The sequence below is a fragment of the Klenkia sesuvii genome, assembly GCF_037083825.1.
Lineage (GTDB): Bacteria > Actinomycetota > Actinomycetes > Mycobacteriales > Geodermatophilaceae > Klenkia > Klenkia sesuvii.
This window is the reverse complement of record NZ_JBAPLU010000001.1, coordinates 191130-216381: the sequence shown is the minus strand read 5'-3', so window position 1 is coordinate 216381 and position 25252 is coordinate 191130. Positions and strand designations below refer to the sequence as shown.

Annotated in this window: 25 protein-coding genes; 13 read left to right on the top strand and 12 right to left on the bottom strand. The window is 76.9% G+C overall.

All coding sequences use genetic code 11. The annotated features are described in order from the left end of the window. Positions 1–47 precede the first annotated feature (47 nt). Positions 48–1121, top strand: coding sequence for a hypothetical protein (locus TEK04_RS01105; RefSeq protein ID WP_336402446.1), 1074 nt, complete (start codon positions 48–50; stop codon positions 1119–1121). A 21-nt stretch (positions 1122–1142) separates the two neighbouring features. On the opposite strand, the gene TEK04_RS01100 is transcribed toward TEK04_RS01105, so the two are convergent. Next, on the bottom strand, positions 1143–1367 hold the full coding sequence (locus TEK04_RS01100) for a hypothetical protein (RefSeq protein ID WP_336402445.1): 225 nt from the start codon (positions 1365–1367) through the stop codon (positions 1143–1145). A 116-nt stretch (positions 1368–1483) separates the two neighbouring features. Further along, complete coding sequence (locus tag TEK04_RS01095) at positions 1484–2104, bottom strand: TetR/AcrR family transcriptional regulator (protein ID WP_336402444.1); 621 nt, start codon at positions 2102–2104, stop codon at positions 1484–1486. 54 nt (positions 2105–2158) lie between these two features. On the opposite strand from TEK04_RS01095, the gene TEK04_RS01090 reads away from it, so the two are divergent. After that, on the top strand, positions 2159–3184 hold the full coding sequence (locus tag TEK04_RS01090) for an ABC-2 transporter permease (RefSeq protein ID WP_336402443.1): 1026 nt from the start codon (positions 2159–2161) through the stop codon (positions 3182–3184). Here TEK04_RS01090 and TEK04_RS01085 read toward each other — a convergent pair whose 3' ends face one another. The 3 genes from TEK04_RS01085 to TEK04_RS01075 all read right to left on the bottom strand — a co-directional run bounded on the left by TEK04_RS01085 (position 3185) and on the right by TEK04_RS01075 (position 6052). Further along, complete coding sequence (locus TEK04_RS01085) at positions 3185–3904, bottom strand: ANTAR domain-containing protein (protein ID WP_336402442.1); 720 nt, start codon at positions 3902–3904, stop codon at positions 3185–3187. A gap of 112 nt (positions 3905–4016) precedes the next feature. After that, on the bottom strand, positions 4017–5204 hold the full coding sequence (locus tag TEK04_RS01080) for a 4-hydroxybenzoate 3-monooxygenase (protein WP_336402440.1): 1188 nt from the start codon (positions 5202–5204) through the stop codon (positions 4017–4019). A 62-nt stretch (positions 5205–5266) separates the two neighbouring features. Beyond that, complete coding sequence (locus TEK04_RS01075) at positions 5267–6052, bottom strand: IclR family transcriptional regulator (RefSeq protein WP_336402439.1); 786 nt, start codon at positions 6050–6052, stop codon at positions 5267–5269. Between the two features lie 68 nt (positions 6053–6120). On the opposite strand from TEK04_RS01075, the gene pcaH reads away from it, so the two are divergent. Genes pcaH through pcaC form a run of 5 tightly spaced genes read left to right on the top strand, consistent with a single transcriptional unit; the run spans position 6121 to position 10087 of the window. Next, the gene (gene pcaH / locus TEK04_RS01070; RefSeq protein ID WP_336402438.1) at positions 6121–6876 is read left to right on the top strand and encodes a protocatechuate 3,4-dioxygenase subunit beta; all 756 of its coding nucleotides are present in this window, start codon (positions 6121–6123) and stop codon (positions 6874–6876) included. Then, on the top strand, positions 6873–7535 hold the full coding sequence (gene pcaG / locus TEK04_RS01065) for a protocatechuate 3,4-dioxygenase subunit alpha (protein ID WP_336402437.1): 663 nt from the start codon (positions 6873–6875) through the stop codon (positions 7533–7535). Before pcaH ends, pcaG begins: the two co-directional genes overlap by 4 nt. Before the next feature lie 22 nt (positions 7536–7557). Next, positions 7558–8913, top strand: a complete 1356-nt coding sequence (gene pcaB / locus TEK04_RS01060) for a 3-carboxy-cis,cis-muconate cycloisomerase (protein ID WP_336402436.1) — start codon at positions 7558–7560, stop codon at positions 8911–8913. Then, on the top strand, positions 8910–9683 hold the full coding sequence (gene pcaD, locus TEK04_RS01055; protein ID WP_336402434.1) for a 3-oxoadipate enol-lactonase: 774 nt from the start codon (positions 8910–8912) through the stop codon (positions 9681–9683). The genes pcaB and pcaD overlap by 4 nt, the downstream gene beginning before the upstream one ends. Continuing rightward, entirely contained in the window at positions 9680–10087 is a 408-nt protein-coding gene (gene pcaC / locus TEK04_RS01050; RefSeq protein ID WP_336402433.1) for a 4-carboxymuconolactone decarboxylase, read from the top strand. The genes pcaD and pcaC overlap by 4 nt, the downstream gene beginning before the upstream one ends. Positions 10088–10102: 15 nt before the next feature. On the opposite strand, the gene TEK04_RS01045 is transcribed toward pcaC, so the two are convergent. Then, positions 10103–11842, bottom strand: a complete 1740-nt coding sequence (locus TEK04_RS01045) for a hypothetical protein (protein WP_336402431.1) — start codon at positions 11840–11842, stop codon at positions 10103–10105. Between the two features lie 366 nt (positions 11843–12208). Here TEK04_RS01045 and TEK04_RS01040 point away from each other — a divergent pair, with 366 nt between their 5' ends. From TEK04_RS01040 to TEK04_RS01015, 6 genes are read left to right on the top strand one after another with little or no spacing between them, the layout of a single operon-like run. Then, the gene (locus TEK04_RS01040) at positions 12209–13429 is read left to right on the top strand and encodes a glycosyltransferase (protein WP_336402430.1); all 1221 of its coding nucleotides are present in this window, start codon (positions 12209–12211) and stop codon (positions 13427–13429) included. A 16-nt stretch (positions 13430–13445) separates the two neighbouring features. Then, positions 13446–14417 carry a glycosyltransferase gene (locus TEK04_RS01035; protein ID WP_336402429.1) on the top strand — a complete coding sequence of 324 codons (972 nt, stop codon included), beginning with the start codon at positions 13446–13448 and terminating at the stop codon, positions 14415–14417. Continuing rightward, positions 14414–15205 (top strand): glycosyltransferase family 2 protein, encoded by a 792-nt coding sequence (locus tag TEK04_RS01030; protein ID WP_336402428.1) that lies wholly within the window; start codon positions 14414–14416, stop codon positions 15203–15205. Before TEK04_RS01035 ends, TEK04_RS01030 begins: the two co-directional genes overlap by 4 nt. A 14-nt stretch (positions 15206–15219) precedes the next feature. After that, entirely contained in the window at positions 15220–16218 is a 999-nt protein-coding gene (locus TEK04_RS01025; RefSeq protein ID WP_336402427.1) for a hypothetical protein, read from the top strand. Beyond that, a complete protein-coding gene (locus TEK04_RS01020) occupies positions 16215–17138 on the top strand; it encodes a glycosyltransferase (protein WP_336402426.1) in 924 nt (307 codons plus the stop codon). Before TEK04_RS01025 ends, TEK04_RS01020 begins: the two co-directional genes overlap by 4 nt. Further along, positions 17138–18472 carry a glycosyltransferase gene (locus TEK04_RS01015; RefSeq protein ID WP_336402425.1) on the top strand — a complete coding sequence of 445 codons (1335 nt, stop codon included), beginning with the start codon at positions 17138–17140 and terminating at the stop codon, positions 18470–18472. The genes TEK04_RS01020 and TEK04_RS01015 overlap by 1 nt, the downstream gene beginning before the upstream one ends. A gap of 164 nt (positions 18473–18636) precedes the next feature. On the opposite strand, the gene TEK04_RS01010 is transcribed toward TEK04_RS01015, so the two are convergent. The 6 genes from TEK04_RS01010 to TEK04_RS00985 all read right to left on the bottom strand — a co-directional run bounded on the left by TEK04_RS01010 (position 18637) and on the right by TEK04_RS00985 (position 25249). Next, positions 18637–20505 (bottom strand): HNH endonuclease signature motif containing protein, encoded by a 1869-nt coding sequence (locus tag TEK04_RS01010; protein WP_336402424.1) that lies wholly within the window; start codon positions 20503–20505, stop codon positions 18637–18639. Positions 20506–20977: 472 nt separating this feature from the next. Continuing rightward, positions 20978–21364: an STAS domain-containing protein gene (locus TEK04_RS01005; protein WP_336402423.1), complete on the bottom strand. Its 387-nt coding sequence runs from the start codon at positions 21362–21364 to the stop codon at positions 20978–20980. Positions 21365–21406: 42 nt separating this feature from the next. Beyond that, positions 21407–23032, bottom strand: coding sequence for a sensor histidine kinase (locus TEK04_RS01000; protein WP_336402422.1), 1626 nt, complete (start codon positions 23030–23032; stop codon positions 21407–21409). A gap of 8 nt (positions 23033–23040) precedes the next feature. Continuing rightward, complete coding sequence (locus TEK04_RS00995; protein WP_432277309.1) at positions 23041–23796, bottom strand: response regulator transcription factor; 756 nt, start codon at positions 23794–23796, stop codon at positions 23041–23043. A gap of 5 nt (positions 23797–23801) precedes the next feature. Beyond that, on the bottom strand, positions 23802–24065 hold the full coding sequence (locus TEK04_RS00990; protein ID WP_336402421.1) for a ferredoxin: 264 nt from the start codon (positions 24063–24065) through the stop codon (positions 23802–23804). After that, positions 24062–25249, bottom strand: coding sequence for an NADH-ubiquinone oxidoreductase-F iron-sulfur binding region domain-containing protein (locus TEK04_RS00985; RefSeq protein WP_336402420.1), 1188 nt, complete (start codon positions 25247–25249; stop codon positions 24062–24064). Before TEK04_RS00985 ends, TEK04_RS00990 begins: the two co-directional genes overlap by 4 nt. Between the last annotated feature and the right edge of the window lie 3 nt (positions 25250–25252).

The following is a 25252-nucleotide window of genomic DNA, read 5'->3' as shown; positions in this document are numbered from 1 at the left end:
CCGTCGGCGGGCTGCTCACCCGCGGCGCGGTGTGCCAACCTCCAGCCGTGACCAGTGCACGCCGTCCCCCGGTGATGGAGACCCGCAAGGTGCTGGCCGCGGCGCGGCCGCCGGTCGGGCCGGGGCCCAGCACGGCTGCGGTGCTGCGGGGGTGGTCGCGGGTGCGCCCGCCGGTGCCGGTGGTCCTGGCGACCGTGCTGCTGCTGGTCGTGCCGCTGGCGCTGCTCGGGGTCGCCGTGCGCTACGCGGTGTCGATCGCCGGCGGTGACTGGCCGCTGCTGGGCAAGCTCGCCGGGGGCTTCCTGCTCTGCGGCGTGCTGGTCATGCTGGCGGCGCTGGCCGTCCGCGGCGCGAAGCGGGTGGTGCACCTCGGCTCGTTCTCCGAGGGGTTCTTCCCGGCCCGGCTGCTCAGCGTCGCGTGCGTGGTCACCGGCCTGTTCCTGGTGAAGTACGTGCTGGTCGACGGCGAGCCGACGGACCCGACGATGGTGGTGCCGTTCGTGGCGCTCGCCGTCGCCTGGGCGCCGTGGCCGCTGCTGCTGCTCCCCTCAGCCCAGGCCTGGCCCCGGCGGGTCCGGTTGCGCTGGTCGCAGCCGGCCCGCGACGTGGAGGAGGCCGGGCTGCTGGCGCTGCTGGCGCCGCACCCCTGCCGCGGCGGGCCGCCGCCGTGGGGCTACGCCACGGACCCGGTGCAGGCCGAGACCGGGTCGGGTTGGCGCGTGCACGGCACCTGCCCGTGGTGCGGGGCACCGGTCGACGCCACCACCCGGGCCGCCGAGACCGCGCGCGAGGGCGTCGGCGGTGGTGACCTGCACGCACTGGCCCGCCGTACGGCCCCGCCCGAGGGCGAGCAGCCCGACGTCGCGACCCGGTGCGACGACGTGCAGCTGGAGCTGCTGCGGTGCCGGTCGCTGGTGGGCGTCGCCGTCCACGAGCGGTTGCTGGCCCTGGTGCCCCCCGGCGCCGACGTCGTGCCGGCACGGCTGCGCACCGGCACGCCGGTCCCGCTGATGACGCCGGAGACCGCGTTCGGGCGGGCGGCGCTGCAGCAGGAGGCCGAGCGGCACCGTGCGTTCCTGGCCGCGGCCGACGCCGAGGTGGTGCGCCGCCGTCCGGTGTGAGGCCGGACGACGGCCGTGGGGTCAGCGGGTGGCGCGGATGTGGGTGCTGGTCTGGGACAGCGGGTCCCAGGCGTCGGGGTGCTTCTGGCCGGTGTCGACCACCCAGCCCGGGGTGCGCGCGGCGGAGCGGCCGGCGGTCGTCGAGCCGCGGCGGTCGGCGGGGCGGGCGCTCAGCTTGACGATCAGCGCGAGCAACCCGACGAGTGCCAGGAGCACACCACCGATGATCAGGAGCGTCGACGTCATGGCTCCGACGCTAGGTGACCGACCGGTCCGTCGCCCACGCAGATGTCACCGAACATCACCGGATAGTCGCGGAGAGTGTGCCAATCCTGGTCACAGGTGACCCACCTGCCCCGCCGTCACCGGTCGGCCGGCGCGCTGTCCAGCAGATCGGCCAGCACCCGGGGCAGCACGTCGGCGGGCACCGCCTGCGGGTCGGGCAACGCCTCCAGCGCCAGACCGTTGGTCAGCGCGAGGAGCACCAGGGTGAGGCTGCCCGCGTCCCACCCGGTGTGCACCGGGTGCGCGCCGAGGAAGCGCTCGACCACCTCGGCCACCCGGGCGCGCAGGTCGCGGCGGGAGGCGACGAACGCGGCGCGGACCCCGGGGTCGCGCACGGCGCGCTGCCAGAACTCCAGGTACAGCAGCAGCCAGGCCGGGTCGCGCGCGGCGAGCTCGGCGCCGACGGCGGCCAGCGCGCCGGACAGGTCCGACGTGCCGGCCAGCGCCCGCTCGACCGCGTCGACCCGGGCGGCGGCCTCGGCCTCCACGAGGGCGAGGAACAGCTCGTCCTTGCTGCCGAAGTTGGAGTAGACCGCGCCCTTGGTGAACCCGGCGGCGGCCGCCACCTGGTCGGTGCTCGCCCCGGCGAAACCGCGTTCGGCGAACACCTGCCGGGCGGCCTCGAGGACCCGGGCCCGTACCTGGTCGCGGCGGGGCCGGGTGCGCACCGTCACGTCGTCCGCCCTTGCCCCGGTCACGACGAGGAGCATACTCGTCGGTATCGGATACGTATCGGTATCGAGGAGGACGAGATGAGCCAGCACGGAGCCCCCCGGCGCGAGCTGTTCCCGGGGGTGACCCGGCGCGCGGCCGTGCTCGTGGTCGGCGTGCTGCTGCTGCAGCTGGGGTTCGTGCTGAGCTACGTCGGCGCCTTCCACGACCCCACCCCGCGCGGCGTCCCCCTGGCCGTCGTCGCCCCCGCCGGTGCGCCGGCCGGCACCGCCGACCAGGTGGTGGCCCAGCTCGAGGCGCTCGACGGGCACCCGGTGGCCGCCCGCGCCGCCGGTGACGAGGACGCCGCGCGGCAGGCGCTGGGCGACCGCGAGGTCGACGGGGTGCTGCTGGTCGGCGCCGACGCCCAGGACACCCTGCTGGTGGCCGGGGCCGAGGGCGGCGCCGTGGCGACGGCGCTCGAGCAGGTGCTCGGCCAGGTCGACGCCGCCCAGCAGCGCACCCTCACCACCACCGACGCGATCCCGGCCGGGGACGGCGACGCCCGCGGGTTGACGGCCTTCTACCTGGCGGTGGGCTGGGTGGTGGGGGGCTACCTGGTCGCCTCGATCATCGGCGTCAGCGCGGGCTCCCGGCCCGCCACGCGGGGTCGCGCGGCGACCCGGCTGGTCGCCCTCGCGGTCTACTCGCTGGTGAGCGGCCTGGGTGGGGCGCTGGTGGTCGGGCCGTTGCTGGGCGCGCTCGACGGCGGGCACACCGCGGTGCTCACCGTGTTCGGTGCGCTGCTGGTGTTCGCGGTCGGCGCGGTCACCACGGCGCTGCAGGTGTGGACGGGGCTCGTCGGCATCGGCCTGGCGATCCTGCTGTTCGTCGTCCTGGGCAACCCCAGTGCCGGTGGCGCCTACCCGGCCCCGTTGCTGCCGCCCTTCTGGGCGGCCATCGGCCGCTGGTTGCCCCCCGGGGCCGGCACCGACGGCGTCCGGGGCCTGGTCTACTTCGGCGGCGCCGGTGCGGGCGCGGCGTGCGCCGTGCTGGCCGCCTACGCGGTGGTGGGGGTCCTGGGCACGCTGCTGGGCGGCGGCCGGCGCAGCGCCGTCGCGGCCTGATCAGCCGGGCGGCTCGGGGACGACGCCGTCCCGCAGCACCCGGTCGGCCAGGTCGCCCAACCTCGTGTTGGTGTCGTTGCTGATGCGGCGCAGCAGCTGGGCGGCCGCGTCGTAGGTCAGCTGCCGGGTGGCCATCGTGACCCCGATGGCCGCGCCGATGGTCCGGTTGGTCGAGAGGGCGACCTGGAGCTCGGCCACCTCCTGCCGGGCCCGCACGACGCCCACCGCCGAGGCGAGGTCGGGCACGGCCGCCGTGGTCCGCGCCGCCGCCTCCGGGCCGACCATCTCGTCGCCGGGGGCCAGCATCGTGAGCACCACCCGGGCCCGGGCGGCGCCCGGCAGCGACAGTGCGAGGGCCGACCGCACGGGGGAGCGGCCGGGCCCGGCCGCCAGGCGCCACCGGGGGTCGGCCCACACGTCACCGGTGGAGACCGCCTCGCCGGTGGTCGCGGCCAGGACGGCCGGCCCCCGCCCGACCAGGGCCTGCAGGTCGTCGAGCTCGGCGGCGCCGGTGCCGACGGCCAGCCAGGGCCGGAGCCGGGCGCGGGGGGCCAGCACCGTGGTCAGGCTCGCCGCGGCGGCGCCGGGTACCTGCGCGACGAGCTCGGCCAGCGCGCCGCGCAGCAGGTCGGGGAGGTCCTCCGTCGGGCAGCTCGAGGCGCGGACCGCGACCGGGTCACCCGCCGGGGTGGGGGGTCGCAGGGTCGAGGGGAGCGCCACGGGACCTCCGTCGGTCGACCGCCGGCCGCGGGTGGGCGGCGAGCACGACCGGTCAGTTCCGTGCCCGGATCGATCGTAAACCCCGCTACGGACCGTGGTGCAGGTGAACTCGTCAGCCGGCCACGGGCAGGCCGGTGTAGTTGAGCGCGAGCTCGCGCTGCGCGGGTTCGGAGTCGAACACCCGCCGCAGCTGCGACAGCTGCAGCTGGTGGTCGAAGTCGTCGCCCCCCTGCCGGGCGGACACCGTGTGCAGCATCGAGGTCATGTACCAGCTGAAGTGCGTGCACCGCCAGACCCGGCGCAGTGCGGTGTCGGAGTAGGCGTCGGCGAGGTCGGTCTGCTTCTCCTGCAGCAGCCGCACCAGGGCGCGGGACAGGAGCGTCACGTCGGCCACGGCCAGGTTCAACCCCTTGGCGCCGGTGGGCGGCACGATGTGCGCGGCGTCGCCGGCCAGGAACAGCCGTCCGTGCCGCATCGGGGTGGAGACGAACGAGCGCATCGGCAGGATCGACTTCTCGGTGACCGGCCCGCGGTTGACCGACCAGCCGGGCAGGCCCAGCCGCTCGTCCAGAGCGTCCCAGATCCGCTCGTCGGACCAGTCCTCGATCGTCTCGTCCGGGTCGACCTGCACGTACAGGCGCGAGACGCTCGGCGAGCGCATCGAGTACAGGGCGAACCCGTCGGGGTGCCAGGCGTAGACCAGGTCGTCGGTGGCCGGCGGGGCGTCGGCCAGGATGCCGAGCCAGGAGAAGGGGTAGACCCGCTCCCACACCTTCCCGCCGGTGGCGGCGGTCACGATGGGCCGCGAGACGCCGTGGAAGCCGTCGGCGCCGACCACGACGTCGCAGTGCAGCTCCTGCGCGGTGCCTTGGGCGTCGGTGAAGGTGATCCGCGGGGTGTCGGTGTGCACGTCGTGCGGCTGGACGTCGGAGACCTCGAACAGCAGCGGCGGACCCTCGGCGAGCTGCGTGGCGATGAGGTCCTTCACCACCTCGGTCTGGCCGTAGACCCACACCGTGCGCCCGCACAGCGCCTCGAAGTCCAGGTGGTGGCGCTCGCCGGGGATCTGCAGGTGGATGCCGTGGTGGTGCAGCCCCTCGCGGTCGAGCCGCTCGCCCACCCCGACCTCGCGCAGCGTCTGCACCGTGTGGTCCTCGAGGATGCCCGCGCGGATGCGGGCCTCCACGTAGGACCGGTCGCGGTTCTCCAGCACGACCGAGTCGATGCCCTGCACGTGCAGCAGCCGCGACAGCAGCAGCCCGGCCGGCCCGGCCCCGATGATCCCCACCTGTGTACGCACGGTCGCAGTGTGACCACGGCGACTGCGACGCTGCGACCCTGCACTACCGCTGGCCGGAAACGTCACGGGACGGCGTCGGTGCGGGCCAGCTCGCGTGCGATGCCGCGGGCGGCCACCTGCAGCACCGGGACCAGCCGGGGGAGGTCCCGGTCGGCCCGGTGCGTCGGGACGACGATGCCCAGCGCCGCGGCCACCACCGTGGGGGTGCCGCCCCGGGCCAGGACCACTGGCACCGCCACCGACGCCGCGCCCAGCGACATCTCCTCCGACGTGCGGGCCGAGCCCGAGCGGCGGACCTCGGCCAGCTCCCGGGCCAGCCGGGCCGGGTCGACGACGGTGTGCCGGGTCTGCCGGGACGGGGCGCGCAGCACCTCGGCCACCACCGCGGCGGGGGCGGCGGCCAGCAGCACCTTGCCCACGCCGACGGCGTGCAGCGGCAACCGGCTGCCCACCTGGCTGACCACGGGCACCGACTCCCGGCCGGAGACCCGGTCGACGTAGAGGGCGTCGGTGCCGTCGCGCACGGCCAGGTGCACGGTGTCGCGGGTGGCGGTGTGCACGTCGAGCAGGAAGGGGCTCGCCACCTGGCGCAGCTCGGCCTGCACCGGGGCCAGCAGGCCCAGGTCCCACAGCTTGCGGCCCACCACGTAACGGCCGTCGGCCCGCCGCACCAGCGCACCCCAGGCGACCAGCTCGGCCAGCAGCCGGTGAGCGGTGGTCAGCGGGGTGCCGCTGCGCGCGGCGATCTCCGACAGCGTGAGCCGGGGGTGGTCGGCGTCGAACGCGTCGAGGACGCGCAGCGCCCGGGACGTCACCGAGCGGCCCGTCGTCGCAGCCCCTCCGGCCACCGGTCCTCCTTCCACCCAGCGGGAAGCACAGCGTGCCAGAGGTCCACGCCGGGCCGTACGTTCCCGGCATGACCGGGACCACATCCCCCGCCGGCGGTGACCGGTTCGAGCTGCCCCGCTACGTGCGCGAGCAGGCCGGGCAGCGCACCCCCGTCGCCTTCCCCGACTACCGCTCGACCGGCTCGCGGGCACCCTTGCGCACCCCGGTCGACCTGCCGCACCGCCTCACCGAGATCACCGGCCCGGTGCTGGGGGAGGACCGCGTCGCCGCCGGCGACGCCGACCTGACCCTGCGCGCCGGTGGCGAGGCCCAGGGGCAGCGCATCAACGTCTTCGGGCGGGTGCTCGACAGCGACGGCCGCCCGGTGCCCGGCGCCCTGGTCGAGGTGTGGCAGGCCAACGCAGCCGGCCGCTACCGGCACGTGGTGGACAACTGGCCGGCCCCGCTCGACCCGCACTTCGACGGTCTGGGCCGGGTGGTCACCGACGACCTCGGGCGCTACGAGTTCACGACGATCAAGCCCGGCGCCTACCCGTGGGGCAACCACCACAACGCCTGGCGCCCCGCGCACATCCACTTCTCGCTCTTCGGGCGGGCGTTCACCCAGCGCCTGGTCACCCAGATGTACTTCCCCGACGACCCGCTCTTCGGGCAGGATCCGATCTACAACGCGATCCCGCCGGCCGCCCGGCATCGCGCGGTCGCGACCTTCGACCTCGCCCGCACGCAGCCGGACTGGGCGCTGGGCTTCCGGTGGGACATCGTGCTGCGCGGCACCGACCAGACCCCCTTCGAGACCGACGACGACGGAGATGTCGCGTGAGCGAGCACGAGCACGACTCACCCCTGGTCCGCGACGCCGACGGGGGCAACGACCGTCGTCCGGGCACCCCGCGCCGCGGCAGCGGCTTCCTCGACGGGCCCCACCGCCTCCCCACCACCCCCAGCGCGACCGTCGGCCCGTACCTGGCCATCGGTCTGACCTGGCCCGACGGTGCCGACGCCGTGGCGCCGGGCACCCCGGGGGAGATCTGGCTGCGCGGCACGGTGCGCGACGGCAACGGCGACGTCGTCCCCGACGCGATGGTCGAGAGCTGGCAGGCCGACCCCCGGGGCCGATTCGCCCACCCCGACGACCCCCGCGGCCCGGCGGCCACCCCCGGCTTCCGCGGGTTCGGGCGCTCGGCCACCCCCGGCGGGGAGTACGCCATCCGCACGCTCAAGCCCGGGCCGGTGCCCGACGGCCGGGGCGGCTGGCAGGCCCCGCACCTGGACCTCTCGGTCTTCGCCCGCGGCTTGCTGGACCGGGTGGTCACCCGCGTCTACTTCGCCGACGAAGCCGAGGCCAACGCAGCCGACCCCGTGCTGGCCGGGCTCACCGAGCAGCAGCGCGCGACCCTGGTCGCCCGGCCCACCGACGACGGCTACCGGCTGGACATCCAGCTGCAGGGCGAGGACGAGACCGTCTTCTTCGCGGTCTGACGCCGGCTGTGAGGATGGGCGCATGACCGGGCTCTGGGACGGCACGTTCGCGCGCGGTGGTGCCGCCGCCGCGGTCTCCGACGAGGCCTGGCTGCAGGCGATGCTCGACGTCGAGGCGGCGCTGGCCCGGGCCGCCGCGCGCTGCGGGCTGGTCGCCGAGACCGCCGCGGCCGAGGTCACCCGGGTCGCCGCGCAGCCCGGCGCGCTCGACGTCGCCGCCGTGGTCGCCCGCGCGGCCGACGCCGGCAACCCCGTGCCGCCCCTGGTGCGGGTGCTCGGCGACGCGGTCGGCCCGCACGCCGCCGGCGCGGTGCACGTCGGCGCCACCAGCCAGGACGTCGTCGACACCGCCCTGGTGCTCGTGGCGCGGCGGGCGCTCGCCGCGATCGACGCCGACCTGGCCGCCGCCGCGGGGGCCGCGGCCGGGCTCGCCGCCGACCACCGGGACAACGTCGCCATCGGCCGCACGCTGCTGCAGCAGGCGCTGCCGACCACGCTCGGGTTCCGCGCGGCCGGGTGGCTGGCCGGGCTCGACGGCGCCCGGGCACGGTTGGCCGCGGTCGACGCCGCGCTGCCGGTGCAGTACGGCGGGGCGGTCGGCACGCTGGCCGCCAGCTCCGGGTCCGGGGTCGACGTGCGCGCGGCACTGGCCGACGAGCTGGGGCTGACCACCACCGCCGTCCCGTGGTTCACCACCCGCCTGCCGGTCGCCGACCTGGCCGGGGCCCTCGGCGCCGCCGCCGGGGTGGTCGCCACCGTCGCGGTCGACGTCGTCCTGCTGGCCCAGACCGAGGTGGCCGAGGCCACCGAGTCCGGCGAGGGCCGCGGCGGGTCCTCGGCGATGCCGCACAAGCGCAACCCCGTCGCCGCGATCTCCGCCCGCGCCTGCGCGCGGCGCGCCCCCGGGCTGGTCGGCACCCTGTTCGGCGCCATGGAGCAGGAGCACGAACGCTCGGCCGGCGCGTGGCACAGCGAGTGGCCCACGCTCTCGGCCCTGCTGGCCACCACGGGGTCGGCCGCGGCGTGGCTGGCCGACTGCCTGTCCGGGCTGCGGTTCGACACCGCGCGTGCGGCCGCGGTCGTCTCCGCGGCGTCGGGCGCCCAGCTGGCCGGGGCGCTGGCCGACGCGCTGACCCCCTCCCTGGGGCGGGGGCCGGCGCACGACGCGGCCGCCGACGCCGTCCGGCAGGCCGCCCGGGAGGGCCGGTCGCTGGCCGACCTCGTGCGCGGGCGCACCGACGTCGACGCCGACGCGTTGCTGGCCGCGACCACCCCCGACACCGGCGAGGCCGCGGCGCAGGTCGACGCCGCCCTCGCCGCGCACACCGTCCGCGCCGCCACCGACGCCCCGCCACCGACACCCGAGGAGAAGCGATGACCGCGATCGACGTCCACCACGAGGTGACCGGGCCGGAGGGTGCCCCCGCCGTCCTGCTGTCGAACTCCCTGGGCGCCACGCTCGAGATGTGGGACCCGCAGGTGGCGGCGCTCGCCGAGCGGTACCGGGTGGTGCGCTACGACACCCGCGGGCACGGCCGGTCGCCGTCCCCGCAGGGCGACTCGACCGTCGACGACCTCGCCGACGACGTCCTGGCCCTGCTCGACCGGCTGCGCATCACCCGCGCGCACGTGGTCGGGCTCAGCATCGGCGGCATGACCGGCCTGCGGCTGGCCGCGCGCGACCCCGAGCGGGTCGACCGCCTCGTCGTGCTGTGCAGCTCGGCCCACCCGGGCAACCCCGACGCGTGGCGCGACCGCGCAGCCACCGCCCGCACCGACGGCACCGCCGCCCTCGCCGACGCCGTGGTCGGCCGGTGGTTCACCCCCGGGTTCGCCGCCGACCACCCCGACCTGGTGGACCGCATGCGGCAGGGCATCGCCGACTGCGACGACGAGGGCTACGCCAGCTGCTGCGCCGCGGTCGGTGCGCTCGACCTGCGCGACCAGCTGGGCACGATCACCGCCCCCACGCTGGTGGTCAGCGGCGCCGAGGACCCCGCACTGCCGCCCGAGCACCAGGAGGCCATCGCCGCGGGCATCCGCGGCGCGGCGCTGCTCACGGTCTCGCCGGCCGCGCACATCGCCAACGTCGAGCAGGCCCAGCACGTCACCGACGCGCTGCTGGCCCACCTGGGCGGCACCCGGTGACCGGCCCCACCGACGGGGCCCCGAGCACGGACGAGGAACGCCGGGCCGCGGGCATGCGCACCCGGCGCGAGGTGCTGGGCGACGCGCACGTCGACCGCGCCGTCGCCGGGGTGGTGCCGCTGACCGCCGACTTCCAGGACTTCATCACCCGGGTGGCCTGGGGGGACCTCTGGCAGCGGCCGGGGCTGGACCGCCGCACCCGCTCGATGCTCACCCTGGCCATCACCGCGGCGCTGCGGCACTGGGACGAGTTCGCGCTGCACGTGCGGGCCGCGGTGAACAACGGCCTCACCGACGAGGAGGTCGCCGAGGTCTGCCTGCACACCGCGGTCTACGCCGGGGTGCCGGCGGCCAACCACGCCCTCGCCGTGGCCAAGCCGATCCTGGCCGAGCTGCGCGGCTGACCGCCGGGCCCCCGCTCAGCTGGCCGGGATGGTCACCGGGAAGGTCCGCTGCTCCGGGAAGGTCAGGGTCGACCCGTCGGCGAGCGCGCCCGAGCCGCCGAAGGTGATCGTGCCGTCGGTGAAGCCGGCCGGGACGTCGAACGCCGTCGCGACCAGGTTCGGGTCGGGGGACAGGTTCTGCCCGGCCACCACGGTGCCGTCGGGCAGGGTCAGCGTGTACAGGCTCGACGGCGGCTTGCCGGCGATGAAGCTGGCGTTGTCCGCGGTCAGGTAGTCCTGGAGCACGAGGAACGCCCGGTCCGGCGCCGGCGGGGTCGCCGAGATGTCGGTGGCCGTGTACCAGCCGATGCGGGCGCTGCTGACCTCGAGGGTGTACGTGGCGTCGGCGCTGAGGCCGTCCCGGCTGATGGTGCCCGGCAGCGACTGGGTGCCCGGCGTCGCCGAGGCGCGGTTGTCCCGGGTCGTGACCTGCAGGTTGTCCGCCCCCGGGGTGCCGTCGACCAGGGAGAGCGTCTGGGTCACCCCGTCGTCGACGACGACCAGCTCGACGTCGGCGTCGGCGGGTGCCGAGAGCAGCCCCTCGACGGTGGCGCCCGGCACGACCAGCCCGGGGTCGACCGCCACCGGGTCACCGCCCTCGACCACGTAGGACAGCTCGGGGGCGGTGTTGGCGTACCCCTCGCCGCTGCTGATGGTGTAGCTGAACACCCGGAACACCTCGCCGTCGGCGGGGCTGCGCGCGTCGTCGCCGGTGCCGGTGCGCTCGGTCTCGGCGACGCCGGTGACCGTCACCCGCGCGGCGGCACCGGACAGGGTGGCCGGGCCGTCGGGGGCGACGAGGTCGACGTCGTCGAACGGGCCCTCGGCGCTGAACCCGGGGTCGGCCTGCGGGGGCTGCGGCACCTCGAGATCCCCCGCGCCCTCCGGCGGCGTGGCGCCGTCGGGCCGGACCAGGAGGTCGGCGTCCTCGAGCGGGCGCGGCTCGGGGTCGGCCGGCTCGGCGGACACCTCGAAGGTGACGTCGCCGGACCCGGTCGAGGGGGTGACGGGGAAGTCCAGCCAGGCCGCCGACGGGTTCCCGTCGACGAAGAGCACGGGCCCGCAGACGACGGCGTCGCGCACGTCGGTGGTGTCGGCCGACAGGGTCTGGAACCAGCAGGCGGAGTCGTCGGACACCGCCCCGCCGCGCCCCTCGGCGTAGGAGTCCAGCGTCGACCCGGCCTCGTCGAGCACCCGCTGCGGCTCGGCGACGGTGCGGCCGGCGTAGGTGATGTCGGCACCCCGCAGCAGGAACCACAGCCCGGTGCCGACCAGGGCGAGCACGACCAGCGCCGCGACCCCGATGAGCAGCGGCTTCCGGCTGCGGCGCCGGGTGGGCTGGACGGCCCAGGGCGCCGGACCGCTCGCCGGGTCCCACGCCCCGGCCGGCCCCGGCCGGCCCGGGGGGACGGCGCCGAACTGCTGCGTCGGGTACCGGCCGTCGGGACCGGGCTGCTGGGGGTGCTGCTGGGGGTGCTGCTGGGGGGTCTGCTGGCCGGGCGGCGGTCCCCAGGGCTGCCCGGTCGGCGGGCCGTAGGGCTGGCCCGGCTGCTGGCCGGGTGGAGGGCCCTGGTGCTGGCCGGGTGGGGTGCTCCAGTCGGACCAGCCGCCGCCGCCGTTGCCGCCGCTGTTGCCGCCGCCGCTGTTGCCGCCGCCGTTGCCCGGGTACGGGCCGGAGCCCCCGCCAGGTGCTCCGCCGTCGCCGCGCTCGGTCACGTGCCCTCCTCGTCGCTCGGCCGGGCGTGCCGCCGGCCGGGTACCGACCCGGACCGTAACCGGTCGGCGCGGACGACGGCCCGCCGTGCTCACCCGGACCGGTGAACCCCCCCGGCGGAAACGGCGGTTACGCAGCGGAGGGGGCGGTGACCGGGGTCACGAGGCGGGGGGGTCGAGGTGCGGGGGGGCGGGGGGTCTGTGAAGATCGCGGGCAGTTCGGCCGACACGGTCCGGGCGCCGGTCGACCAGGTCGAGGTGCTCGCCGCGACACCTCATGAAGCGGGGTGCCGGTCGCCGTCCCCGCCCCGCTCGATCCCCGCCGCTGCCCGGCGTGGGGTGCCCGCCGTCAGGAGGTGCTGCCCGACCGTGCCCGAGAACACCCCCCCACCCCAGCGCGCCCACGGGGTGACCGTGCCGCGCCGTGGCCGCCTGCGCGCGGTCCCGTCCCGCCCCGAGCCGCCCCGCACCGACCTGGCCGGGGGGCCGGACACCGGGCGCCGGCTGCGCATCGCGGTGATCGCCTCCAGCCGGTACCCGATCGCCGAGCCGTTCGCCGGGGGGCTGGAGTCCCACGTCTGGCAGCTCACCCGCTCGCTGACCGCCCGCGGCCACGACGTGACCCTCTTCGCCGCGCCGGGCTCGGACCCCGACCTGGCGGTGGAGCACCTGGCGGTCGGCCAGCTCGACGTCAGCCCGGCCGCCCGGGCCGACGTGAGCATGGCGCCCGAGGTGTTCCTGGAGGACCACCACGCCTACCTCGCGCTGATGCTCGAGCTGACCGGGCGCCGGGCCCACGACTTCGACCTCGTGCACAACCACGCCCTGCACTACCTGCCGCTGGCGATGGCCCCGGCGCTGCAGGTGCCGATGGTCCAGACGCTGCACTGCCCACCAACGCCGTGGTTGGAGTCCGCGCTGCAGAGCGGGGGGCCGACGCCGGTGCAGCTGGTGGCCGTCAGCGAGCACACCGCGTCGGCCTGGCGGTCCTCCACCGGCATCCGGCAGCAGGTCGGGGTGGTGCCCAACGGCGTCGACCTCCACCGCTGGGTGGCCGGGCCCGGCGGCGGACCGCTGATCTGGTCCGGGCGCATCGTGCCGGAGAAGGGCACCCACCTGGCGGTGCAGGCGGCGCTGGCTGCCGGCCGCGAGCTCCAGATCGCCGGTCCGGTGGTCGACCGGGAGTACTTCGACCGCACCATCGCCCCCTTCCTCGGCCGCGGGGTCACCCACCTGGGCCACCTCGACCACCCCGAGCTGGCCCGCGCCGTCGGCCGGGCCTCGGTGGCCCTGGTCACCCCGTGCTGGGACGAGCCCTACGGCCTGGTCGTGGCCGAGGCGCTGGCCTGCGGCACCCCCGTGGTGGCGTTCGCCCGCGGTGGCATCCCCGAGGTGCTGACGCCGGCGTGCGGGCGGCTGGTCCCCGCCGGCGACGTGGCCGGGCTGGCCGCGGCCATCCCGGAGGCCGAGGGTCTGGCGCGGGCCGACGCGCGGGAGCGGGCCCGGGCACACTGCTCGGTGGAGACGATGGTCGACCGGTACGAGCAGCTCTACGGCTCCTTGGCCGCCACCGTGGTGGCCACTGCGTGAGGGCGGGGGGACGCCGGTGATCGGCTGGTACGTGCACCACCAGGGACGCGGCCACCTGCACCGCGCCGCGGCGGTGGCCGCCGTGCTCGACGTCCCGGTCACCGGCCTGTCGTCGCTGCCCGACCCCGGCGGCCCCTTCGCCGGGTGGGTCCCGCTGGCCGACGACGCCGCGCACCCCGTCGAGGAGGTCACCGCGGGCGGTGCGCTGCACTGGGCGCCGCGCGGGCACGACGGCATGCGCGAGCGGATGGCCCGGCTGGCCGCCTGGGTCGACGAGGCGCGTCCGGCCGCCGTGGTGGTCGACGTCTCGGTCGAGGTCAGCGTCTTCCTGCGGCTGATGGGCGTGCCCGTCGTCGTCACCGCCATGCCCGGCGACCGCACCGACGCCCCGCACACCACCGGGTACACCGTCGCCGACCGGGTGCTGGCGTTCTGGCCGCAGGACGTGCTCGACCCGCCGTGGCTGGCTGCCCTCGGCGACCGCGCGGTGCACGTGGGCGCGGTCTCCCGGTTCGACGGCCGACCCCCGGCCGACCCGGCGCCGGGCACCGCGGTGCTGCTGGCCGGGAGCGGCGGCAGCGCGGTGACCCAGGACGACGTCGACGCGTTGCGGTCGGTCACCCCCGAGCTGTCGTGGACGGTGCTGGGGGGGACCGGCGGCTGGTCGGCCGACCCGTGGCCGGTGCTGTCGGCCGCCGACCTGGTGGTGACCCACGCCGGGCAGAACGCGTTGGCCGAGGTGGCCGCGGCCCGCCGTCCGGCCGTGGTCGTGGCCCAGGACCGGCCCTTCCGCGAGCAGCACCGCACCACCGACGCCCTGCACCGCGCGGGCATCGCCGTCGGGCTGCCGAGCTGGCCCGACACCGCGGCCTGGCCGCGGTTGCTGCAGCAGGCGCGCGCCCTCGGCGGGGCGGGCTGGTCGCGCTGGTCGCCCGGGGACGCCGCGCAGCGGGCCGCGGCCGAGATCTCCGCGGTGGCGCACCGGTGAGGACGGCGGTGGTCACCGTCGTGCACGGCCGGCACGACCACCTCGCCCGGCAGCTGGCCGGCCTCGCGGCGCAGACCCGGCCCGCCGACGACCACGTCGTGGTGGCCATGGGCGACGACGGGGTGGCGGCCGTGGTCGGGGACCGCGCGCGGGTGGTGGACCTGCCCGCCGGGGACCGGTTGCCGCTGGCCGCGGCCCGCAACGCCGGCGCGGCGGCCGCCCTCGACCGCGGTGCGGGACTGCTGGTGTTCCTCGACGTCGACTGCATCCCGGCGCCGGTCCTGCTGGCCAGGTACGCGGCGGTCGCGCAGGACGGTGTGCTGGACTCGGGTCCCGTGACGTACCTGCCGCCGGCGCCCGACTACGACCTGGCGGCCCTGCCCACCCTGGCCGACCCGCACCCGGCCCGACCCGCGCCGCCCGACGGCGAGGTGTGGCCGGCGGCGGACCACCGCCTGTTCTGGTCGTTGTCGTTCGCGCTGACCGCCGCGACCTGGACCCGGCTGGACGGGTTCTGCACCGAGTACGCCGGCTACGGCGGCGAGGACACCGACTTCGCCGAGACCGCGCACGCGGCCGGGGTGCCGCTGCGCTGGGTGGGCGGTGCGGCCGCCTTCCACCAGCACCACCCGGTCTCCCGACCCCCCGTCGAGCACCTGTCCGACGTGCTGGCCAACGGTGCGGTCTTCGCCCGGCGCTGGGGCTGGTGGCCCATGCAGGGCTGGCTGGAGGCGTTCCAGGAGCGCGGCCTGGTGCGCCGCGCGGGCGAGGACTGGGTGGCCGTCTGATGCGGGTGGTCACCGTGCCGCACACGCACCCCTACCTCGACGCGGTGCTGCCCGCGGGGGTCGAGCGCGTCGGCCCGCCGCCCCCGCCGGACCAGCCCTGGGCGCCGAGCCCGTGGCTGGACCCCGACTACCTGGCCGCGCACGCCGCCGAGGTCGACGTCGTCCACCTGCACTTCGGCTACGACGGGCTGACCCCCGACGAGATGCTGACCTGGACCGAGACGGTGCGCCGCAGCGGCGTGGGGCTCGTGGTCACGGTGCACGACCTGCGCAACCCGCACCACTCCACCCGCGAGCGCCACGACCGGCACCTCGCCGCGCTGCTGGGTGCGGCGGAGGTGGTGCTGACCCTGACCGAGGGCGCCGCCGACGAGGTCGCCGAGCGGTTCTCCCGCTCGTGCATCGTCGTCCCGCACCCGGGCCTGGTCACGCCGCTGCCCGACGTCGGCCGGGAACCCCGGCTGGTCGGCGTCCACCTGAAGTCCCTGCGCACCAACCTGCTCGACCCGCTGGACGTCGTGCGCGCCGCGGCCTCGGGCGCGGTCTCGGGCGGCGGGCGCCTGCGGGTCGACGTGCACGACGACGTCGACCTGGCCGCACGGGTGCCCGGGCTGCGCGAGGGCGCCGACGCGGGGGAGTACGAGCTGGTGGTGCACCCCCGCTACGACGACGCCGAGCTGACCGCCTACCTGCAGACGCTGGCCGTCTCGGTGCTGCCGCACCGCTTCGGCACCCACTCGGGCTGGTTGGAGGCCTGCCGCGACGTGGGCACGCGGGTGGTCGCGCCGACCTGCGGGCACTACGCCGACCAGTGGGACGACGTCGTGCTCTACGGCAACGACGAGGTGCGCGGCCTCGACACCGGGTCGCTGACCGCGGCGGTGCTGGTCGCGGTCACCCGGCCGTGGCCGCCGAGGGCCGACCCCGCCTGGCGGGCCGAGCAGCGCGCGCACCTGCGCCGGGTGCACGACCACGTCTACGGCCGGGTCGCCGCCGACCGCTCGGGCTCGTGAGGGCGGGGTCGGGGGCCGGGGACGGCGTCGAGCACCTGCTGGTCGGTCCGCCCGAGCACGGCGTGACCCGGTACGCCCGTGAGCTGGCCGAGGCCGCGGGGGGGACCGGCCCGGACCTCGTGCAGGTGCACTACACCGACCGGCTGTTCGGGCCCACCGCCGAGACCTCCGCGGCCGCCTTCACCGAGCTGGCGGCCGGCCTGCGCCGTCCGCTGGTGGTGACCCTGCACGACGTGCCGCCCGACGACGGGTCGGTGCTCCAGCAGCGCCGCGCCCGCGCCTACGCGGCCGTGGTGGCCGCCGCCGCCGCGGTCGTGGTCAACAGCGAGCACGAGGCCACCCGTCTGCGGGCGTTCGCCGACGCCGTCCCGCACGTGGTGCCCCTGCCGGTGCAGGTGCTGCCGCCCGGGCCGGTGCCGCCGCCGGACGGGCAGGTCGTGGTGCTGGGCTTCCTGTACCCGGGCAAGGGGCACGACGAGGCGCTGCGGGCGCTGCCGCCCGGCACGGGGCTCACTGCGCTGGGCCGGCCCTCCGACGGCCACGACGACCTGGTCGCCGAGCTCGCCGCCCTCGGGCCGCTGACCGTCACCGGCTACGTGCCCGACGACGCGTTGCCCGCCCGGCTGCGCGCGGCCTCGGTGCCGTTGGCCCCGCACCGGCACGTCTCGGCCTCGGGCTCGATCGGGTCGTGGCTGGCCGCCGGACGCCGTCCGCTCGTGCCCGACGTCGCCTACACCCGGGAGGTGGCCGCCCGCTGCCCCGGCGCGCTGTGGCTCTACGACGACCTGGCCCCAGCACTCGCCGAGGCGGTGGCCGACCCGACCTCGACCTGGCTGCACCCCGGCACACCGGTCGGCCCGTCGATGCCGGGGACGGTGGCCGCCTACCGCGCCGTCTGGGCCTCGGTGAGTGGCGCCTGATGGCTCGTCCCGGGTCCGATCCCGACCGGAAGCCGCCACTCGGCGAGCCGGGGCGGTACGTGGTGCGCGGCAACGACTGGTCGGCGCTCGACCACGTCCGGCCAGCGCAGCCGCCCACCGTGAGCGTGGTGGTGCCCCACTACCGGGCGCAGGCCCAGCTGGACCTCGTGCTGGCCGGGCTGGCGGCGCAGACCCACCCGGCGACGCGGCTGCAGGTGGTGGTGGCCGACGACGGGTCCCCCTCGCCACCCGTCGTCGGGTCCGGGGTGGTCGTGGTGCGGCAGGAGGACCGGGGTTTCCGGGCGGCCGCGGCGCGCAACCTGGGTGCGCGGGCGGCCGACGGCGACGTCCTGCTGTTCGTCGACGGCGACACCGTGCCCGAGCCGACCTACGTCGAGGAGCTGGCCGCGTTGCCGGCGCTGGTGCCCGACGCGCTGGTCACCGGCCGCCGCCGGCACGCCGACCTGGCCGGTTGGACGCCCGAGCGGCTGCTGGCCTGGTTCGCCGGCGGCCCGGCCCCCGCGGAGCTGACCGAGCCGGCTTGGCTGCGGTCGGCCGGGTCGCTCCTGGACGCCGACGACCGGTCCTACCGCTTCGTCATCAGCGCGGTGATGGGGACGACGCGGGCACTGTTCGACGAGGTGGGGGGCTTCGACGAGACCTTCGACGGCTACGGCGGCGAGGACTGGGAGCTGGCGCACCGGCTGCTCACCGCCGGGGCGGTGCTGGCCCACCGCGAGCGGGCCGTGGCCTGGCACGACGGACCCGACTGGGGGCTGCGAGGCGACGACCCCGTGGCGGCCCGGCGGGAGAAGAACGCTGAGACCCGCTCGCTGACCCGGCTGCTGCCCGACCCGGCCGCCCGCGGCGTCGGCGGGTGGTGGCGCCACCCCGACGTCGTCGCGCGTCTCGCGCCCGGGGCGGACGTCGACGCGACGGTGCTGGGCGTGCGCTCGCTGCTCGCGGCGGGGCTGGACCTGCAGGTCTGGGGCGTCGACCCGGAGCTGCTGGACGGCGACCCGCGGGTGCACGCCGGGGAGCCGCCAGCGCCGGTGCTGGCCCGCTGCCGCACCCAGGTGACCCAGAGCGGTCCGTTGCTGTGGTCGTCGGGCGAGGTGGCCCGGCTCGCGGACCTCGTGCGCCCGGGTGGGGTCGGCCGGGTGCTCGGTCAGGTCGAGGGGGTGGCCGTCGAGATCGCCGCGACCCGGGCCCTGCGGCGTTGCGCGCGCTCCGGTGTCGACATGTCGACCCTCTTCGGCGAGGCCCGTGTCGACATGTCGGCATCCGCACCCGGCCCCCACCCGGACCTCGCCCACCACCTGCCCCAGCTGTGAGCGACAGCCGCTGGGACCCCGGCGCGTACCTGGCGGCGTTCGTCGACACGGGGGCGGAACGCCGGACCGTTGTGCCGACGGACGCCTGAGGGGCGCCGGCGTCCGCCATGGGTCTTGGGTCGCGGTGCCCGCAACCCCACCGGCCGGGTAGGGCCCGAGCACGGTCACAGAACTGCGGGCGGTGCGGTGCGTGCGGTGAGGCCGGCAGGGGTGGTGACGGTGTAGGTGCCGTCGGGGTGGAGGTGGTGCCGCCAGCCGGGTGCTTGGTGCTTGCCGCGGTGGTCGGTGAGGCAGAGGCCGCAGAGGTTGGCGGCGGAGGTGGGGCCGGCGGGGTGGGGGACGTGGTGGTCGAGTTCGCCGGTCATGACGGGTCGGCGGCAGCCGGGCGTGCGGCAACGGCGGTCGCGGGTGCGGACGTGTCGCTCGAGGGCGGCGGCGGGGTGGTAGCCGTCGGTGTCCGGGGGTGGCCCGAGGCCGGTCCCGGTGGCGGCGGCCTTCTGCAGCCCGGCGAGGTCGGTGAGGGAGACCAGGGCGCCGGTGAGGGCGTGGGTGAGGGCGATGCGGGGTCGGTGGGTGAGCCCGCCACCGGTGGTGGCACGGGTGGCAGCGAGCAGGCCGCGGAGGGCCGCGACATCGGCTGGGGCAGCGACGCGCAGGGCGTCGAGAGCGGTCTCGGCACCGGTGCCCGCGGAGCTCTGGGTGGTCGGCGATGCGGAGTGGTCGGTCGGGCGGGCCGGGCCGACCCGCCCAGGGCACGCGTCGTCGGGCGCAACGGGGTGTGTTCCCACGGTGTCGCCGGCCGAGGTGTCGTCGCAGGGCCAGGTGTCGTGGTCGGGCCAGAGCGGGTCGTCGGGGTCGAACCACATGTCGTCGGCGTCGGGGGCCGCGGCGACGAGCTGGTCGACCATCGCCCAGTAGGTGGCGTCGTCCAGCGGCGGCGGCTCGCCTCGGGCGGCGGTCGCCCGGGGGTCGCCGGCCTCGGCGGCCTCGGCGGCCGCGGCGGCGCACTGCTCGACGTCGTCCGCCTGCAGGTACTCGGTCTGGGGGTCGCCGGCCCGGGCGTCGGCCTCGTCGTGGTGCTCGTGGTGCGCCCGGTCGCCGGCCTCGTCGCCGGCCTCGGCGTCGTGGTCGTCGGCGAGGGGGATGCCGGTGAGGAGGTCGATGAGCGCACGGATCTCGGCGGCGGGGACGAGGTGCCCGCCGATGTCGCCGGGGATGTCGGCGCCGAGGAGGGTCTCGAGTGCTGCGACGACGGTGAGGGAGATCTGCACCGCAGGCACGGACGAGCTGCCGGGGCGGAGGACGAGGTCGAGGACCACGTCGAGCATCTCCTCGGCCCGACTGCGCCGAGGCCCGTCTGCGGTTCCGTCGGCGGGCTCGTCGCCGGGGAGGGCTGCACCCAGCTGGTCGAGGGCGGCGTAGAGGGCGGCGGCCTCGGCGGTGGTCATCCGCAGGTAGATGCCGCTCATGCCGGGAACGGGCTCCGGGGACGTGAACACGCCGCGGGTGGCCAGGGCGCGGCGCAGGTTCTCGGCCTGGGTGCGGGCGTCGCGGGCGAGCAGGACGCGGTGGACCTTGGCGCGGAGCTGGGCAGGGGTGGTGATGGTCCCGGTGGCGCCGCGGGCGGCGAGCCAGCGGAGGAGCTCGGCCTCGATGCGGGCGCGCAAGGTGTGGTCGGTGATGGGGTCGAGCAGGTCGACGAGCGCGGGGAGGTGCCCGCAGTGGATGGTGCCGCCCTCGAGTGCAGCGAGGACGCCGGGGAGGCGTCGGGTCAGGGTGAGGGCCTGCACCAGCATCCGGTCGGCGGCGGTGTCGGTGACGGCGAGGGACACGCGGAGTTCGCGGACGACCCATTCCGAGACCTGGGACAGGACGTCGGCTCGCGCGCTGCGGCGTTCGGCGGACATGGCGCCGGGAGTGCCGGCGGGTCGGTCGTCGCCAGCGGGGCGGGCGTCGGCGAGGGCGCTGAGCGCACGGGCGCGGGCAGCAGTGGCTGTGGCCAGGGCGCGCTCGGCGGCCATCACCTGGGACATGGGTCCGGTGGCAGCGCCCAGTGCGGGCGGGGCGAAGGTCGGCCAGGTCGCGGCCTCGAACTCTGCGCGCGCTGCGGCGGCGCGGTCGCTGGCTCGAGCGGGGGCTCTCCGGCGTCGGGTGGTCCGGAACCTGCCGGATGCGGTCGGACCGCTCGCGCAGGGCGTGGCGGTGTCATTAGTCGGAGGGGGCGCAGGTTCAGGGTGGGCAGCGTCGATGCGGGCGCGTCGTGCGGCGCGTTCGGCGACCGCGGCCGGGGACAGGCGCAGGGTGTCGGGCAGACCGGGTTCGTCGTCGCTCCACGGTGGACCCGGGGTGGGACCGGTGAGCGGGGCCGACGACTGCACGCATTCGATCATACGTTCGAACGCGGATGCGTTGCAAGTCAAATCACGGGGTCGTGGCCCAGGACTCCGGGGACGGTTCTGCCCCAGGGCATCGGTAACCGCGCCGGCGCCCGGGGACGGTCGCCGGTCAGGAGCCGGGCGGGCGTTCGTCGCGCACGTGGAAGCGGTGCCAGAGGCCTGACAGCTGCAGCGGTCGCGCCACCACCGTCGTGCCCACCACCAGCTCCAGCTCGGCACCGCGGCCTTCGAGCATGCGGTGCAGCTGGACGACGGTGGACAGCCCCGCCGAGTTGAGGAACGTGACCCGGTGCAGGTCCAGCTGCACCGACTGCGGCGGGTCCGCGCCCAGCAGCAGGTCGGTGACCACGCGGATGACCGGCCGCCGTGCCTCGGCGGTGAAGTCCCCGACCACGGTCACCCGGACGGCGCCGGGCCCGGTGGTCTCGACCGACACCTCGGGGGCCGGCGGGTCGTCGGTCAGCGGGGACGGCGGCGGATCGGTCGGATTCGTCACGCATCGCGACCTACCCGTGACGTGGGTCGCCAACCGTGCCGGTCACCGCCCCTCGCCGACCGGGTCGCCGGCGGCCGGTCCGGGGGCCTGTGCGGGGTCCTGTGCGGGGTCCTCTGCGGGGTCCTCTGCGGGGTCGTCGTCCAGCTCGCCGTCGGGGTCGACCGCCACCTGCACGGCGTGCGGCAGCCGGACGGTGAAGACGGTGCGGCCGGGCCGGCTGGCGACCGAGACGTTGCCCCCGTGCGCGGACACCACCGCGCTGACGATGGCCAGGCCCAGACCGGTCGAGCCGGCCTGCCGGGAGCGCGAGGAGTCGCCGCGGGCGAACCGCTCGAACACCGTGGCCTGCAACGCCGCCGGGATGCCCGGCCCGTCGTCGGCCACCTCGAGCAGCGCCGCGTCGCCGTCGGTGCGCAGCCGCACGGTCGCCGTCGTGCCGGCGGGGGTGTGCGTGCGGACGTTGGCCAGCAGGTTGGCCAGCACCTGGTGCAGCCGGGCGCCGTCGCCGGGCACCAGCACCCCGGCGTCGGGGAGGTCGACCCGCCAGTGGTGGTCCGGACCGGCCACGTGCGCGTCGGACACGGTGTCGACGACCAGCGCGGCCAGGTCGACCTCCTCGACGGTGAGGTCGCGGCCGGCGTCGAGGCGGGCCAGCAGCAGCAGGTCCTCGACCAGGCCGGTCATGCGCACGGCCTCGGACTCCACCCGGCGCAGCGCGTGCCCGACCTCGGGCTCGACGTCGGCGTGCTGCCGGCGCACCAGCTCGGCGTAGCCGCGGATCGAGGCCAGCGGGGTGCGCAGCTCGTGGCTGGCGTCGGCGACGAACTGCCGCACCTGGGTCTCCGAGGCCTGGCGGGCGGCCAGCGAGCTCTCGACGTGGTCGAGCATCGTGTTCAGCGCGGCGCCGACCTGGCCGACCTCGGTGCCGGGGTCGGTGTCGGCCGGCGGCACCCGCTCGGCCAGCTGCACCTCACCGGTGGACAGCTCCAGCGTCGAGACACGGGTGGCGGTGGCGGCGACCCGGTCGAGCGGGCGCAGCTGCCGGCGGATGGTCAGCCCCGCGGCCAGGGCCGCCAGCAGGACGGCGACCAGGCCGGCCAGCAGCTCGACCACCACGAGCCGGGCCAGCGCGCTGCGCACCCCCGCCAGCGGCAGCCCGGTGACGACGACGGCGCCGTCGCGGGTCGTCTCGGCCACCACCCGGTACTCGCCCAGCCCGTCGCCCAGGTCCACCGTGGTCGGGCGGGTGTCGGCGGTCAGGCCGCCCAACCGGGCCTGCTGCGACGTCGACAGGGCGGTGTAGTCACCGGAGCGGTCGATCACCACGGCGTTGGTGACCCGCCCGTCCTCGACGTAGGCCACGACGGTGCCCTCGCCCTGGCCCGGGCCGCCGAGCTCCTCGGGACCGTCGCCGGGTTCCCCGCCACCGGGTCCGCCGGCCGGGGGCTGGTCGTCGTCGTCGTAGACCGTCCGCAGCGCCCGCTCCCCGGCTCCGCCCAGCCCCTCGTCGACCTGGGCCACCAGCTGGTGCCGCAGGGTCAGCACCGACACCAGCCCGACCACGCCGAGCACGAGGACGGTGGGCACCAGGAAGGCCACCAGCAGCCGAGCCCGCAGCGAGAGCCGCCGGCGGGCGGGTCGGGCTGCGGGCTCGGTGCCGGGAGGCATGCGTCCGGTCAGACGGCGGGCTTGATGACGTAGCCGGCGCCCCGCAGCGTGTGGATCATCGGGGAACGGCCGGCGTCGATCTTGCGGCGCAGGTAGGAGATGTAGAGCTCGACGATGTTGCCCTGGCCGCCGAAGTCGTACTGCCAGACGCGGTCGAGGATCTGGGCCTTGGACAGCACCCGCTTGGGGTTGCGCATGAGGTAGCGCAGCAGCTCGAACTCGGTGGCGGTCAGCCGGATGTCGTCGCCGCCGCGGGTGACCTCGTGGGACTCCTCGTCGAGGGTCAGGTCGCCGACCACGAGCAGGCCGTCGTCGGCCACCACGCGGGAGGTGCGGCGCAGCAGGCCGCGCAGCCGGGCGGCGACCTCCTCGAGGGAGAAGGGCTTGGTGACGTAGTCGTCGCCGCCGGCGGTCAGCCCGGCGATGCGGTCCTCGACGGCGTCCTTGGCGGTGAGGAACACGACCGGCACGAGCGGGGAGTCCGCGCGCAGCCGGCGCAGCACCTCGAGGCCGTCCATGTCGGGCAGCATGACATCGAGCACGACCGCGTCGGGGCGGAACTCGCGGGCGGCGCGCACGGCCTCGGCGCCGTCGGCGGCGGTCCGCACGTCCCAGCCCTCGTAGCGCAGGGCGAGGGAGAGCAGCTCGCAGAGGGAGCGCTCGTCGTCGACGACCAGCACCCGCAGGGCGCTGCCGTCCGGGCGGGTGAGCTGGGCCCGGGAGCTGGTCGCGGTCCCGGTGGGGCGGGTCTCGATGGCGGTCATGGGCATCACTGTGGACGCGCTACCTGCGCGCTCCCTGTGAGCTGCCCAGGAGAAGTCTGTCGTGCGCCGGTGGCGCGGTCCAGCCGCAGCGCGCGGGCCGGGCAGGCGGCCACCGCCCGGCGGGCGGGTCGGCGCAGCTCGGCGGGCAGCTCACCGGCGGCCAGCAGGGGGTAGCCCCACTCGTCGAGGACGACGGCCTCCGGCAGCAGGTCGGCGCAGACCCCGTGCCCGGTGCACGCGACGGGGTCCACCCGCAACCGCGCGCTCATCGCGCACCGGCCGGCACCGGCAGGAACGGGGCGTGCGAGGTCGCGGTGCACCGGCCGGCGGCGTGCGCGGCCAGCTCGTCGGCGAACACCCGCAGGGCGCTGGTCACCAGGCGCACGCTGCCGTCGGGGTGCGCGCAGGCGCCCCGGCCGACGACCAGGCCGGCCCAGCGGTGGACGTCGGCCAGCAGCCCCGGCGGGTGCGGGCCGGGCCGGGCCAGCAGCTCGAGGCCGGCGGCGGCGCGGGGCAGCCCGTTCAGGCACGGCCCGCACTGCCCGGCGGACTCCGCGGCCAGGTAGGACACCACCGCGGACGTCTCGCGCAACCCGCAGCGGTCGGCGGGCAGCGCGGCCAGCACCCCGGCGCCCAGCGCGGCGCCGGCCGGGGCGAGCCCGTCGCGGGTCAGGGTCAGGCCCGCCGCGGCGCGGGCGGGCACCCAGCTGCCGTGGTAGCCGCCGACCAGCACGGCCTGGGCGTCGCCCAGGGCCAGCACGTCGCCCAGCCGCGCCGTCAGCGGCACCTCGGCGACGTCGACCACCGGGCCGTGCCGACCCGGCACGTGCCGCGTGACGAGCGTGCTCGTCGTCGCCGGTCCGCCGCGGGCCAGCAGCGCCAGCCGGGCGAGGGTCTCGACGTTGTGCACCAGGGTGGGCCGGCCCTGCACCCCGCGCCGCCACACCGGGACCGCGCGGCCCCGGGGCAGGGGCGGGCCGCCGTCCACCGCGGCGACCAGCGCCGTCTCCTCCCCGGCGAGGAAGCGGTCGGTCAGCTCGACCAGCCGCACGGGTGCCCCGCGCTCGGCCACCGCCCGCTGCAGGCCCGGCAGCGACCGGCGGCCGGCGGCCAGCACCACGGTGTCGGCCCCCACGGCGCGGGCGGCCAGTGCCAGCCCGTCGAGCACGAGGTGCGGTGACCGGTCCAGCAGGACGGCGTCCTTGGCCGCGGCCGGCTCGCCCTCACCGCCGTTGCCGACCACGACGGCGGGGGTGCCGGCGGCCCGGGCGGCCTCGGCGACCCCGCGCAGCTTGCGGGCCACCGGGAACCCGGCGCCGCCCCGCCCGGTGAGGTCCCCGGCGAGGACGGCGAGGTCGGGCACCGCCGGCAGCGGGCCGTGCGCCGCGCGGTGGGCGGCCAGCGAGGGGTCACCGGCGCCGAGCAGCCCGCGGGCGAGGGGAGGAGCGGTCACGAC

Coding starts and splice junctions, on each gene's coding strand:
- TEK04_RS00995 (WP_432277309.1), bottom strand. CDS start 23,796: ATGACCGCCATCGAGACCCGCCCCACCGGGACCGCGACCAGCTCCCGG.
- TEK04_RS01000 (WP_336402422.1), bottom strand. CDS start 23,032: ATGCCTCCCGGCACCGAGCCCGCAGCCCGACCCGCCCGCCGGCGGCTC.
- TEK04_RS01090 (WP_336402443.1), top strand. CDS start 2,159: ATGAGCCAGCACGGAGCCCCCCGGCGCGAGCTGTTCCCGGGGGTGACC.
- pcaB (WP_336402436.1), top strand. CDS start 7,558: ATGACCGGGCTCTGGGACGGCACGTTCGCGCGCGGTGGTGCCGCCGCC.
- TEK04_RS00990 (WP_336402421.1), bottom strand. CDS start 24,065: ATGAGCGCGCGGTTGCGGGTGGACCCCGTCGCGTGCACCGGGCACGGG.
- TEK04_RS01100 (WP_336402445.1), bottom strand. CDS start 1,367: ATGACGTCGACGCTCCTGATCATCGGTGGTGTGCTCCTGGCACTCGTC.
- pcaH (WP_336402438.1), top strand. CDS start 6,121: ATGACCGGGACCACATCCCCCGCCGGCGGTGACCGGTTCGAGCTGCCC.
- TEK04_RS01010 (WP_336402424.1), bottom strand. CDS start 20,505: ATGTCCCAGGTGATGGCCGCCGAGCGCGCCCTGGCCACAGCCACTGCT.
- pcaD (WP_336402434.1), top strand. CDS start 8,910: ATGACCGCGATCGACGTCCACCACGAGGTGACCGGGCCGGAGGGTGCC.
- TEK04_RS01015 (WP_336402425.1), top strand. CDS start 17,138: ATGGCTCGTCCCGGGTCCGATCCCGACCGGAAGCCGCCACTCGGCGAG.